The sequence below is a fragment of the Neobacillus cucumis genome (genome assembly GCF_002860255.1).
Classification (GTDB): Bacteria; Bacillota; Bacilli; order Bacillales; family Cytobacillaceae; genus Neobacillus; species Neobacillus cucumis_A.
Genome location: NZ_PGVE01000074.1, coordinates 42456 through 56596, shown reverse-complemented (window position 1 = coordinate 56596; position 14141 = coordinate 42456). Strand labels below are relative to the sequence as shown.

General features: G+C 41.6%; 10 protein-coding genes. 4 read left to right on the top strand and 6 right to left on the bottom strand.

Going from position 1 to position 14141, the window contains the following annotated elements; translation table 11 throughout:
• Nucleotides 1-134: 134 nt before the first annotated feature.
• From CVD27_RS20415 to CVD27_RS20400, 4 genes are all read right to left on the bottom strand, one after another.
• Entirely contained in the window at nt 135-1709 is a 1575-nt protein-coding gene (locus CVD27_RS20415) for a PucR family transcriptional regulator (RefSeq protein WP_257984446.1), read from the bottom strand.
• 174 nt (nt 1710-1883) lie between these two features.
• Complete coding sequence (locus CVD27_RS20410) at nt 1884-2687, bottom strand: carbon-nitrogen hydrolase family protein (protein WP_180960384.1); 804 nt, start codon at nt 2685-2687, stop codon at nt 1884-1886.
• On the bottom strand, nt 2644-4092 hold the full coding sequence (locus CVD27_RS20405) for an APC family permease (RefSeq protein ID WP_101649947.1): 1449 nt from the start codon (nt 4090-4092) through the stop codon (nt 2644-2646). Before CVD27_RS20405 ends, CVD27_RS20410 begins: the two co-directional genes overlap by 44 nt.
• A 14-nt stretch (nt 4093-4106) precedes the next feature.
• Nucleotides 4107-5021 (bottom strand): acetamidase/formamidase family protein, encoded by a 915-nt coding sequence (locus tag CVD27_RS20400; RefSeq protein WP_101649945.1) that lies wholly within the window; start codon nt 5019-5021, stop codon nt 4107-4109.
• Between the two features lie 1101 nt (nt 5022-6122).
• Between CVD27_RS20400 and CVD27_RS20395 the strand changes: the two genes are divergently transcribed.
• Nucleotides 6123-8582 carry a bifunctional YncE family protein/alkaline phosphatase family protein gene (locus CVD27_RS20395; RefSeq protein WP_101649943.1) on the top strand — a complete coding sequence of 820 codons (2460 nt, stop codon included), beginning with the start codon at nt 6123-6125 and terminating at the stop codon, nt 8580-8582.
• 139 nt (nt 8583-8721) lie between these two features.
• Here the strand turns inward: CVD27_RS20395 and CVD27_RS20390 are convergent, their stop codons facing one another.
• Nucleotides 8722-8904 carry a hypothetical protein gene (locus CVD27_RS20390; RefSeq protein ID WP_101649941.1) on the bottom strand — a complete coding sequence of 61 codons (183 nt, stop codon included), beginning with the start codon at nt 8902-8904 and terminating at the stop codon, nt 8722-8724.
• Between the two features lie 46 nt (nt 8905-8950).
• The gene (locus CVD27_RS20385) at nt 8951-10339 is read right to left on the bottom strand and encodes a sigma-54 interaction domain-containing protein (protein WP_101649939.1); all 1389 of its coding nucleotides are present in this window, start codon (nt 10337-10339) and stop codon (nt 8951-8953) included.
• Nucleotides 10340-10587: 248 nt separating this feature from the next.
• Here CVD27_RS20385 and ahlS point away from each other — a divergent pair, with 248 nt between their 5' ends.
• From ahlS to CVD27_RS20370, 3 genes are read left to right on the top strand one after another with little or no spacing between them, the layout of a single operon-like run.
• Nucleotides 10588-11436: an AhlS family quorum-quenching N-acyl homoserine lactonase gene (gene ahlS / locus CVD27_RS20380; protein ID WP_101649937.1), complete on the top strand. Its 849-nt coding sequence runs from the start codon at nt 10588-10590 to the stop codon at nt 11434-11436.
• 14 nt (nt 11437-11450) lie between these two features.
• Nucleotides 11451-12575, top strand: coding sequence for a zinc-dependent alcohol dehydrogenase family protein (locus tag CVD27_RS20375; protein WP_101649935.1), 1125 nt, complete (start codon nt 11451-11453; stop codon nt 12573-12575).
• A gap of 29 nt (nt 12576-12604) precedes the next feature.
• A complete protein-coding gene (locus CVD27_RS20370; RefSeq protein ID WP_101649933.1) occupies nt 12605-14044 on the top strand; it encodes an NAD-dependent succinate-semialdehyde dehydrogenase in 1440 nt (479 codons plus the stop codon).
• Nucleotides 14045-14141 lie beyond the last annotated feature (97 nt).

Here is a 14141-nt window from a genome sequence, read left to right as displayed (position 1 = left end):
CTTTAACCTTTTGGACGGATTGGCTGTAGACCATAGAGGGGCTAGGCGCTGGAGCTGGACAATTCTCAAAGTCGAATATTTTTATAATTTCTTTTCTCATTAAAAAAGTGAAACCAAGGAATGGTCTCACTTTTTCACTGGGAATTAGAATAGGTTTGATAGTGATAAGCCGTTATGGCAAATTCAATCGCTTGTCGCTTGTAGCTGCTCATAAAATCGTCTCCAAGGAGCTCAGATAATTTTTGCAGACGTTGGTAAAGTGTTTGGCGGACAATAAATAAACTGGAAGCCGTTTCTTTCTTTGACCCATTACACATAAAGAAAACCTTTAAGGTTTCTATTAATTTCCCATTATACTCCTGATCATATTTAATCAGCGGCCCAATGTAATCCTCAATAAAATCTTCAAGGACCCCCTGATCCTTAACAATCGAAATCAGACGATAAATATAAAGGTCCTCATAGAAAGATGGCAGGAAATCATTCGTCTGACTATCTTGAATCATCAACGTCTCTTCCGCGGTTTGGTAACTTTTTTTAACCTCCGTTAATTGGTTAACCATCCTGCCAACAGCGATTTCCACCTCCATCTCCATCGCTTTTTTCATTTCGTCGATTCCTGCTTGAACTCTTACCTTCCAATCCACTTTTTTTCGATGATTGACCAAGATTAAAATCAGCTGTCTTTTTCTTGTCGTAAAAAAGACAGAAAAACCTTTTGACTGGAAGATGGATCTCAATAGTATATTCAAATAAGGAAGGTCAAGGCTGCTTTCATCCGCTTGGTTTATTTTTAAAAGAAGAACCACACTGCCGTTCGTGATCATATCTGGATCAGAGGCTTTTAGGTATCTGGTTAGTTTGTCTTCACTATGTATTCCGTCCAGCCAGCCTTGTACCCACCCTGACTCACTGGCTTCTCTCCGTACCTCAAAATATAATTCACGTAAGGTGTTTTGTGCTAAAGCGGTAGCCGTCCGATCGACGATCAGTTTTTCATAATCAGAAATAGGAGCTGAATCCGAAATGATAATCAATTCAGCTAACTGTTGATTTAAAGCTTGAATGGTCTGCCGTACAATCCTTTCGTCATTTTTCCTATCATCTTTTAACTGGGGTAAGATTTGATCGATTATTTTTCGTGTTTGTTTTGAAAAAATGAGGGGTTCCCCTTGTTTAGGAATAAAAAGAACGGACATTTTTACATGCTCATGAAGGGACATTAAAATTTTTTGTTGAGAATTAGACGTTAATAACAGTTGATTTAACCGATTGGAATACTCCTCTAATTCGGAGATCATCTGATAGTGCTTATTAATTAATAGTGTATTGATATCTTGAGTAATATCTACAAACCGTACCTTCCGGTTAAAAACGATGATAGGAAAGTCATGTCGATTAGCCAATTCAATGATTTCCTTAGGAACAGCTTGGATATAGGTACCTAATTCTAAACAAATTCCCGCTGCCCCGAATTCAATTAATTGTTTAAAAAAGGAAAGAAAAAGTTCTTCATTTTCACTCATGGCAACCCCTGTAGAGAGGATAAACTCGCTCCCATTCAGCAGTTCTTCAATCGCCGTCACTTCCATAATATGAATCCATTTGACAGTGCGGTGTAGTCCATTCTTCCCTGCAAGCACCTTTGCATGTTGAAAATTTCTATTTTGTAAAATTTCTTGTACAGTCAATCTTACGGCAGGGTTCATCACTGGACACCTCCTGTTATTTTTCATACTATTCAAATAATTATCAAATCTATTTTACATTTTTACTAGAAAATATACTACTTTAACTTTTTGGAGATAGGAGACATTGGAATCAAACAAAAAAGCCAGGTGCCTGAATAAATTCTTGGCACTCTGGCTTATAGCAAGTAGCTTTTATTTAATCCCTTCCATTTCCTTGCTTAGGGAATAATGCTGTGGACGCCGGTCCTTTAAATAGAATGGAAATTTCCTAGATTCTTTCACCACATTCAAGTCCATATCCACCAATAATTCTTGTTCTTGATCCCCTGCTTTTACGAGAAGCTGCCCATACGGATCAGCTGCTGCACTTTCTCCAAAAAACAAGGTAGATTCTTCTGTTCCAATTTGATTGGTTGTCGCAACAAAAATTTGATTTTCTGCAGCCCTTGTCTGTATATAAAGCTGCTGAACATGTTGGAATGGGGTCATATTGGCCGTTGGAGCAAGAATGATTTCTGCTCCATTCACAGCAAGGGTGCGTGCGGATTCAGGAAATTCTGTATCATAACAAATCATGATCCCAATTTTTCCTATATTCGTATCCCAAACCGGAAAGGACGATCCGGCTTCAAAATACTTTGACTCTTCATCCCAAAGATGAACCTTCTGGTAAGTACCAAGAATTTCACCTTTTTCATCAATGAAACAGGCAGAATTATAGAGGCGGTTCTCTTTCTTTTCTGGGAAACCAAACACCACCTTGATCCTATATTGTTTGGCCATGTTCCTGATTTGCTGAATCGAAGGTCCATTCAGGTCTTCAGCCATTTCTCTTGTATACTCTCTAGTAAAATAGCCAGTTAAAAACAGTTCAGGAAACAGAACAAGATCTGCCTCTTGCTTGTAAGCACTCTTTATAAAACGTTCCATTGTTTCTAAGTTACTTTTTTTATCAAGTAAGCGGGGCTTCGCTTGAGCTAATAGAATTTTGGGCATCGAGTGGCTCCTTTCCGTATCCTTTTTCTGAGCCTGGGGTCGGTTGCTGTTCATTTAACACCCAGTGTGTTTGGCTCCGAGGTTTTAGATACAAATAATAATATAAAAGGGCAATGGCAAATGCAATCACACTTGTAATCAGATCTTTCCCCGCTTGTTGTGACAGGGCAGCAATCGACCCTATAATAGCGATGATGGGGATAACAGGAAATAACGGTGATTTAAACGGACGATAAAGCTCCTTATCCCGTACCCGACTGATCATCACGCACACAGCAATGGTAGCGTATAGCAAGACTATGGTTACGGAAGTAAAAGTAACCATACTTACCAAGTTCGAGTTAAAACAAGCAAGTGCCCCCAACACACCCATGAATATCGTTGCTAACCAAGGGGTTTTAAATTTGGGATGTATCGATGTAAGAAATTGATTGATTTTTTCTGGAAACGCCTTGTCACGGCCTGCACTATAATAGACCCTGGAAAACTGAAGAATGACGGCAAGAACACAGTTAATCATGGCAATGGCCGCTCCGATATTTAAGAACAGTGTCGCACTTTTACCCATATACATTTCGCCAATAAGATTAATGGGAGACGGCGAAGAAAGAAAACCCTTCACATCAGGAACGGACAGCAGGATACAAAGTAATGGAATAATTTGTGCAATAACACCAATGAAGGCAGAAGTAAACAGCGTCTTACCGATATTCGCTTTCTGATCCGTTTCCTCCGAGAAATTAATCGAACTATCGTATCCATTATAGGAAAAAAGAGCAACCGTCACAGCGGCAAAGAGTGTAGACCATGATACCGGGATCGTCGATGTTTGGTCAGCATTCAGTGCTACTGGATGGAAGAGACTATCAATTCCCTGGTTAAAATGAAAACTAGCAGCAATAGCGATGACTCCGACAACCACCAATTCTAATATGAGAAAAACTTCAACGAACTTCGCGTTCCATTTCATGGATAGAATCGTAACAATGGTGCAAGCAACCATCACTCCAAAAGCCGTCCAATTTTCGGTCCAGCTTGGAAAAATTTTAACTAAATAGTCTGCTGCCCCAAAGGCAATCGTGGCAGGAAGGAAGATTCCTTGAATAAGATAATTTAAAAGAGCAAGAAAACCTAGCGGACGTCCTAATACACGGTAAACGATACTGTATAATCCACCAGCACCAGGGTATAATGCTCCCAATTCGCCCATACATAAAGCCACACATAAAGCAATCATGGCTGCTGCAAGGAAAGAGAGAAACGACCCTGTTCCAGCAGTTAGTAATACGGAAGGAAACATTAAGAAAACACCTGTGGTTGGACTAATATCGCTGACAGAAATAGAAATGTTACCTAAGAAAGAAAGGGATCTCGTTAATTCCTTCGATTTATGTGCTTCAGACATCTACACACACTCCTTTAAACAAGTTTATAATGATAGTCTTCTAATACTGATAAAGGCAGCTCCATTCGTACCGTCATTAACGGATCGACCACTTGGCAAATCCTAAGGTCCCCCACAAGGCTAAGCAGCATAGCCGCTTCATTGAATTCCATTCCCAATTCATTCGTTAGAAAGCTATGCATTTGAATAGTGGCTTGCTTCGCAGCCAAATCTACAGTCTCGGCAGAAGCAATCGCCATAAGATGGTCCCCTTCCCTTAACATCGGTAATGGAAGGATCTTATCCTTAATCGCACTGACCCGTATGGTCACTTCCCCAGGAATTTCAAGTCCACAAATGAGGACCTCCCCGTCCCCCATCACTGCGTGCAGATCTCCCATAGATAAAAGCGCACCTGGAACATGAACAGGTAAATAAAGAGTGGCACCTTCCACAATCCTTTTACAATCCATATTTCCACCATGCTGACCTGGCGTACCAGTAGGGATTTCTTCATTAGCAGGGGCTGTTCCAATCACACCGATCATTGGCCTCACTGGTATTTGAATTCGTTCATTAAACAGCACTTTCCCATCTTTAATTCGAAATACCTTTGTTTTCTCTTCTTCTAATAAATCCCCAAATACGCCAAATTTAGGGGCAGCCGTCATCACCCCTTGATCAGCAATGTTAATTTTTAAAATTTCTACTTTTAATACATCCCCCGGCTCCGCCCCTTCCACAAACAAAGGGCCTGTTGCAGGGTTGATCTTATCCCATCCAACAGAACTGAACAGCTGATCCTCCTTTTGGATGAGATTACTAAAGCAGTCACAAGTTTCGAATGTAATCGTTGAACCGCTTTTGATTACCTGTACAGGCGGGTTAGATGGTGAAAATTTTAAGATAACTTGTTCTTTCGGAATGATAATTGGTAAACTCGTAGACATAGTACTCCCTCCAATTTTAAAATACTCTCAATATTCAGATATTTTTGCGTGTAAAACGAATGATGACTCTATTTTACTTTTCCTTTTATCTATTGTATAAAGGGGATGTCCTTATATACAATTGACATTTTGTTTAATAATCTAGAAAATTGCGTTACATTTTGTACTATATTAACTATTCCTTTATTTCCAACCAACGAATTAATAGTATAGTATAAGCACCGGACAGAACTATATTTATGTTAGGTAAACTTACATATTTTTCACATTGCGGACTACCGCCTGATGGCCTCTTATAAAAGAGGAAGAATAATACATCCAATCGCACTCGGGAATACATAATGGATCAAAATCCATGTCTTATCAAGTCATGGCAAAGGAAATTCGTCTAACTTCCTATTAAATTAAGAAGGTTTCTGCTTATTCGAGTAACAATAAAATATAAGAGGAAATTTTTCGGTTAAATGCAGAATGGGGCTTGTTTCGAGATGCATAAGCGGAGGTTTTCCGGTTAAATGCAGAATGAAGCTTGTTTCGAGTTGTATAAGCGGAGGTTTTCCGGTTATGCAAAGCAAAGCCCCCCATTTTCGCAGTTTTAAAGTCAATAGGCGGATTCTCTCCGTCTATTCAAGCTAATTTCAAGCCAATTTACTAATTAAGAGAAATTTTTCCGTCTATTTATTAGACCGGATGCTTAACCTGATCCCCCAACCGATAAGAGCAGACCCTTATGGTCCTAGAGCGGGAATCAGCATTTTCTTAAAACCCATTTACTTATGATACGGTTCACCGTAACGCATCACATATTTATTAAGAATTCAAAAAATATATTAATTTAACGTAAAGATTATAAACAGGGTTTTAAAAAATATAGGGACTATAGTCTGAATCTTCTTTCATTCCGTATCTCGTTCCATCCTCATTTCTTTAGACATCCTATTTTAAGTATTTTAAAACTAGTAAACAGGTAGGAAAGCGTTCTACTATAATAGTTCATTTCTCCTGAAAACCGGATTTTATACTATTTTAACAGTGGATTTACATTGTTCTGGTAGGATTGATGAGAAAGAAATACATATATTTTAGGGGGAAAATATAGGAATGAAGATGAAAAAAAAGATAGCAGCCGCTGTGTTGGCAACTACATTGTTGGGTTCTGGTACAGCTATGGCCTATTCATTTACCACAGCAGGCCCAAAGGCTGATGGCACAGGTGTGACTCCACATGGTTGGACCCTTACACCAGCAGGTAAACAGATGGCATTGGGTGACTTTCCGATGGGTGGTTCCATTAGTCCAGATCACCGCTATTTGGTCGTGTCCAATGATGGACAAGGCACCCAGTCATTACAAGTTGTAGATCTACAAAATCAAAAGGTAGTACAGACCATTCCATACAACAATGGAGAGGGTTTATATTACGGGACGGCATTCAGCCCGGATGGCAAGACATTCTATGCATCTGCAGGCGGGAACAATAAAATCCGTGTGTTCAGTTTTAACAATGGTACCCTTACAGAACAATCGCCAATCCTAATGAACAATCCAAACATTAAGACTCCAATGGGAATCTCCGTTTCTCCGGACGGAAAGTTCCTTTATACAGCTAATAATGAAGCCAATTCAGTATCAAAAATTGATCTTGCCTCTGGACAAATGATTGCCACCACATCTGTTGGTGCGGACCCGTATACCGCACAAATCACAAAGGATGGCAGTGCCATTTATGTCTCCAACTGGGGCGAAGACACTGTTACGGTGTTAGATCCCAACGATTTAACCGTGGTGAAAAGGATTCCGGTTGGATTGCATCCGAATGCGATTGCGGAAAATCCGGAAACTGGATTAATTTATGTGGCGGATTCGGACAGAGACACCATTTCTGTCATAAATCCTAAGAAAAGAGCGGTGGTTCAGACCATCTCTGTTTCTGCCAATAAAGATGCAGCACTGGGAAGCCAGCCAGTTGCCCTGACGTTTAGCCCTGATGGAAAAACCCTCTATGTAGCTAATGCCGGGACCGATGCGATTGCCGTTATTGATATTGGGAATGGCACCAAAACAGCTCAAGTCAGCGGTCTTATTCCGACGGCTTGGTATCCATCTGGTGTTTATACAAACGGAAATAAGATTATGGTCCTAAACGCCAAAGGTCTTGGAGCAGGCTCGAACGCTCAAGGTCAGTATATCGGCAACATGATACAGGGAACGCTGTCATTCATAGATGTACCAGATCAAAAGCAGTTGAAGGACTACACCAAACAGGTTGAAAAAAATAACCCAATGAACGAGATCAATGGAAATAGCTGGTTTGGAAAACAAAATGAGGAAGATGATTTCCCTATACCAAGGACTTACGGTCAAAAATCCCCTATTAAACATGTCATTTATGTCATTAAAGAAAACCGGACCTATGACCAAGTATTTGGAGATTTAGGAAAAGGAAACGGCGATCCAAGCTTAACCGAGTTCGGAAAGAACCTTACTCCGAACATTCATAAACTAGCCAATCAATTTGTTACCCTTGATAACTTCTATACAGATGCAGAAGTCAGCGATCCAGGACACCAATGGGCCATATCAGGTAAATCGAATGACTACTCAGAAAAGACATGGCTGCCGGATTATTCCGGACGTAAGGGGTATGGAGTGGATAAACCCGCCCTTAAACCTGAGGAAGGATATTTATGGGACAATGCCAAAAAGTATGGTGTATCCTTCCGTGACTACGGTGAATACATCAATTATTGGGAATCTCCAACCGATGGAAAGTGGGTTCCGGATGATCCGGGTATTGGTGATAATTATGATCCAAACTATCCTGGATGGGATTTATCTATCTCTGATATGACCCGTTACAACGAATGGGAGAAGGAATTTAAACAATTCGAAAAGAGTGGAAACTTACCCGAGCTTGAAATGGTTTATCTTCCAAATGACCATACAGCTGGTACAGCACCAGGATATGATACTCCACAGGCAATGGTGGCACAAAACGACTTAGCCCTCGGCAAGCTTGTTGACACGGTGAGCCATTCGCAATATTGGAAGGATACAGCCATCTTCGTCATGGAAGATGACGCGCAAGCTGGCCCTGACCATGTCGATGCACACCGTACTGAAGCTTTAGTGATCAGCCCTTATACGCAAAAGGGAACCGTAGACAGCACGTTCTATGATCAAGATTCCATGCTTCGTACAATGGAGTTGATTCTGGGAATGAAGCCAATGTCTCTATTTGATGCTTCTGCCGTACCGATGTTAAATTCTTTCACCGCTCATCCAATCTTTAAGCCATTTGATGCGGAACAAGAAAATTATCCAGTTGATTGGAAGAATGGACAGCCGGCACCTGCTAATTTAACTTCTGATGAGCAGAAGACACAGCCTGCTGCAAATGCTACTGTCCAACAGTCAACAACAGCTGCGCCTTCCTCTCAATTGAATTTTTCAAAGCCGGATACTGCAAACCAAGAAGAGTTGAACCGACAAATTTGGAAAGCCACAAGAGGACACGCCCCATATCCCGAAAAAGCAGGCAAGGGCTTAGATAAAAAATAATTGGATCAAGAAGAATTTTTATGACGAGAAGAAAGGACGGGGAACCCCCGTCCTTCCTTCTCTGTTTAAAATTACATAGCTTACTCCATCTTCGAATTCTTCTTTAGTAATTTTTAATGTTTCCATTAAGCTTTCCTCCTTAGGAAAGTTTCTTTTCCCAGTATACGCTAAGTTCAGAATCAAGATGTCTTGAATAAGCACCTTCACCATTAAGCACATTATCCCCACTTACTTCTAAGTGATCAAAATTTCTTGTTTGTACCTTTTCCTCTTTTATCCCGCAATCTATGGTGGGAAAACGCCTTAGAAACTCTGCTGTCAATTAATCGTTCGCTCCATTTTTTTCATTAAAATTGTTTCTTGTTCCCCTACTCAGAAGCACGAGAACCGTCCCCATGCTTCCAGTCCCCATGCTTCCACCTCTGCAGCTTTTTCACTAATGTAGTGTGATCAATTCCCAGGGATTTGGCTGCTTGGCGCAATGATGAATGGTTGGCCATCGCCTCATTGACGATTCGTTTTTCCAGCTGTTCTAATCTGCTTTTCAAATTTGATGTCGGTCCATTCTCGATCTGTTGAAGCTGATATGGTAAATGATAGGGTTCAATCGTTGACTCAAATACAGAAGTAACAAGGTTCTCCATGATATTCTTCAGCTCTCTCACATTTCCAGGCCAGCGATATTGAATGAGGGAACGCTTTACCTCAGATGACAAGACTTTTTGAATTTTGTACCGTTGACAATAATATTCAAAATAATGATCAACCAGTAACTCAATATCTTCCTTGCGCTCCGATAAGGCCGGAATACGCAGTTCAATCACCGATATCCTGTAGTATAGGTCTTCCCTAAACTTCCCTTGACTAATTAAGTTCCCGATATCCTGATTGGTGGCACCAATCACACGAATATTTACAGAAATGTCTGCCGTTCCCCCAATTCTACGAATCTTCTTTTCTTGCAGCGCACGCAGAAGCTTGACTTGCAGCTGGATAGGCATCTCCCCTATTTCATCAAGCATAATGGTCCCATTATTGGCCAATTCCAACAACCCGAGTTTTCCTTGCCGGCTTGCCCCTGTGAAGGCACCTGCTTCATAACCGAAGAATTCAGACTCTAAAAGATTCTCCGGGATTGCTCCACAATTCACTTTGATAAATGGCTGATCCTTCCGATCGCTGAAATCGTGAATCAGGTTAGCAATCACCTCTTTCCCTACTCCAGAGGGGCCGGTTAATAAAACACTAGTAGGAAATGGAGCAATTTGGGTCACTTTATCATAAATTTTCTTCATTTGAATATCACGGAAAAGAAATCTATTATCTTCTTCATCGGTTGTAAAGGTATATCGATAGTTTTGCATTTTTGAAAAAGTGTTTGCTTTGCTTAAATCCTTTTGCAAGGAATTTAGCTGGGTAACATCTCTTACACTCGTTACAACCATTTCAATGGTTCCATCCTCTGCAAGAACGGGATTTCCCGTTACAATTACTTCCTTTGTGTGAGCGATAGTTTGCAATAAAGAAATCTTTTTCTTCTCGTGGAGGACATTAAGGGAAACCGATTGATCAATGAAGTCGTCTTGAATTAAATCTTTCATATGTCTTCCAACAAGTTGTTCACGGGAAAAACCAGTGATCTGTTCATAGGCTTGATTGACGAAAAGAGTCATTCCATTCGAATCAACAACATAAATTCCATCCGTTGAAAATTCAAGAATCGCTAACATTTGTTTATTATTCAACGTTTCAACCATTAATCTTCACCCTCATACAAAATATAGGTGGTGAATTTTTCTTATTATGCTGAATTTTTTCACCATATGTTAAGTATGAGGTTCTATCGCTGTTTTGTAAACATTTTCACCATATATCGGTGAAATTCTTCACCATTCTAATGGATAAAAAACAAGTAAATCACCGTGATAATAGCATTTTATAAGTTGGCATGATACTTGCAATAAAAAAGATGAACGATTTTTTATGCAATAGAAGGAGGCTTAACATGGCAAATATTATCACACCAAAACCGAAGCTTTATGTAATGGACAATGGAAGAATGAAAATGGATAAAAACTGGATGATCGCAATGCATAATCCAGCAACTACTGATAATCCGACGATGCCTTCTGAAATGGTAGAATTCCCAATCTATACGGTCCTGATTGATCATCCGGAAGGTAAAATTTTATTTGATACTGCCTGTAATCCGAACTCCATGGGGGCAGAAGGCCGCTGGACAGAAACGACACAAAAAGCTTTCCCATGGCAAGCTAGCGAAGAGTGCTACCTTCATCACCGGCTGGAACAATTGAGAGTTCGTCCGGAAGACATTAAATTTGTCGTTGCTTCGCATTTGCATTTAGATCATGCCGGCTGTTTGGAAATGTTTACGAATGCAACCATTATTGTGCATGAAGATGAGTTCAATGGCACGCTTCAATCCTATGCCCGCCATCAAAAAGAAGGCGCCTACATTTGGGGTGATATTGATGCCTGGATTAAAAATCAGCTGCAGTGGCAAACCGTCAAGCGGGATGAAGATTTCCTTGAACTAGCCTCTGGTATTCGCGTCTTAAACTTTGGCAGCGGACATGCCTGGGGAATGCTTGGGCTGCATATAGATATGCCTGAGAAAGGTGGAATAATCTTAGCTTCAGACACCATCTATACAGCGGAAAGCTTTGGGCCTCCCATTAAGCCTCCAGGTATTATCTACGATTCCGTCGGTTACGGAAAAACCGTTGAGAGAATTCGCCGCCTGGCAAAAGAGACGAATTCAGAGGTCTGGTTTGGCCATGATTCTAAGCAATTTTCCAAGTTTATCAAATCCACTGAGGGTTATTACGAATAAAAGGAGAATGAGCGATGAAAATACGTGCAGCAGTACTACATGAATTGGGGTTGCCTGCCCCTTATGCAAAAAGTAAACCTATCAAAATCGAAACACTGGAGTTGGACCCTCCTGGACGCGGAGAAGTATTAGTACAAATTAAGGCCGCTGGTCTTTGTCATTCGGATCTTTCCGTAATTAACGGCAGCCGCCCCCGCCCCATGCCAATGGCTTTGGGTCACGAGGCAGCGGGTGTTGTGGTCGAAGTTGGCGAAGGAGTCACAGACCTTCAACCAGGAGATCATGTGGTTTGTGCTTTCGTTCCTAGCTGCGGCCATTGTCTTCCTTGTCAAGAAGGACGTCCTGCGCTATGTGAACCGGGGGCTAAAACCAATACAGAAGGAACATTGTTAAGCGGTGAACGGCGGATTCATTTAAATGAAGAAACGGTTCATCACCATCTAGGTGTTTCTGCATTCGCCGATCATGCGGTAGTCTCAAGAAATTCCCTTATCAAAGTCGACCCTGAGATTCCATTTGATAAAGTCGCTGTGTTCGGATGTGCGGTTATTACAGGAGTAGGAGCGGTAGTCAATACAGCACAAATCGAAATGGGAAGCACCGTGGCTATTGTCGGACTTGGCGGTGTGGGACTAAGTGCGCTTCTTGGGGCTGTCACAGCCGGAGCAAGCCGCATTGTCGCAGTAGATGTGAATGATGGAAAACTTGAGGAAGCACGTAAATTAGGGGCTACAGATACATTTAACTCAAAAGATCCTGAAGTGGTAACTCTAATCCGTGAAGCAACGGGCGGTGGAGTGGATTATGCATTTGAAACAGCAGGTGTTGTCCCTGCCATGAACGTTGCCTACGGCATTACGAAACGCGGTGGTACGACGGTTACAACCGGATTGCCACATCCTGATCATCTCTTCTCTTTCCCGCAAGTTACCTTAACGGCGGAAGAGCGTACGCTTAAAGGATCCTACGTTGGAAGCTGTGTGCCTGCACGGGATATTCCTCGGTTTATTGAATTGTATAAGCAAGGCCGTCTGCCTGTCGATAAGTTATTAACGGACCGTTTATCGTTGGATGAGATTAACGAAGGCTTCGACCGGCTTGCTAAAGGGGAAGCTTCTCGATTGGTCGTTGTATTTTAGTTCAACAAGAGGAGAAAGGCGGAAGCAATTTGAAAAAGTATCAGTTATTTATTGGCGGAGAATGGGTGGATAAAAAGGAAACATTTGATGTGATCAATCCAGCAACGGAAGAAATTATTGCACAGGTGCCAAATGCTGCACAAGAAGAAATGAGACTTGCCGTTGAAGCGGCTGTACGGGTTCAGACAGAATGGGCAGACACGGTTGCGTCCGAACGTGCCAATATTCTTTTGGAAGCCGCGAAATTGATGCGTGCAAGAACAGAGGAACTTGCGCGAATTATGACACTAGAAGAAGGAAAACCGCTTGATGAAGCACGTGGTGAAATCGGGTATGCTATTTCTTTTTTGGAATGGTTTGCTGAAGAAGCTAAACGTGTCTATGGGGATACCATCCCATCCAACTCTAAGGATAAACGGATATTCGTGCTCAAGCGTCCAGTTGGTGTGACAGCGGCCATCACCCCTTGGAACTTTCCAGCGGCGATGATTACAAGAAAAATTGGACCGGCGCTCGCTGCTGGTTGTACCATGATCGTCAAACCATCTGAATTGACGCCATTATCTGCGCTTAAGATTGCCAGTATTTTTGAAGAAGCAGGTCTACCCAAAGGTGTCCTATCCGTCGTCTCAGGAACAGATCCTGCTGAGTTGACACAGGTGTTAATGGAAGATACCCGTGTTCGTAAAATTTCCTTCACAGGATCGACAAATGTTGGAAAGCTGTTAATGAGACAGGCTGCTGATACAATGAAACGGGTTTCTTTTGAATTAGGGGGACATGCTCCGTTTATTGTCTTCCCGGATGCTGATTTGGACGAGGCCGTTTCTCATGCCGCATTGGCAAAAATGAGGGGGATGGGTGAAACATGCGTGGCGGCTAATCGCTTCTACGTGCATCAGGATATTCTTCAAGAGTTTACCGAAAAATTAACGGAACGCCTCCATGCAATGAAAGTGGGAAATGGTCTTGAAGAAGGAATCACGGTTGGGCCTCTGATTGAACCATCTGCCGTACAAAAAGTAGAAGAACATGTGCAAGATGCCATTTCAAAGGGTGCCAAACTTTTATTAGGGGGAGAACGTGAAGGTTTTGAAACAGGATTCTATTATCCACCAACGATTCTAGAAGGCGTTACTGAAGAGATGAAGATATCCTATGAAGAGACATTCGGCCCTGTTGTAGCCATCCTTTCTTTTGAAACGGAAGATGAAGTCGTCCACAAAGCTAATGATACTCGTTATGGATTAGCCGCTTACTTCTTTACACGGGATGTTGGCAGGATTTTCCGACTCGCTGAGCGTTTAGAATTCGGTATTATCGGTGCGAATGACGGTATGCCATCCACTGCACAAGCCCCATTCGGCGGTGTGAAGGAATCTGGATTAGGACGCGAAGGCAGTAAATACGGAATCGAAGAATATCTCGATATTAAATATTTATCCCTTGGTGGGATTTCTGTAAAATAGGTTATAACAACGAACAAATTAAAAAAAGCCGGTCCCTCATGCTGCTGAAACATGAGAACCGGCCCCTTTTATTTATCTATTAAGTATGCGAAACAAT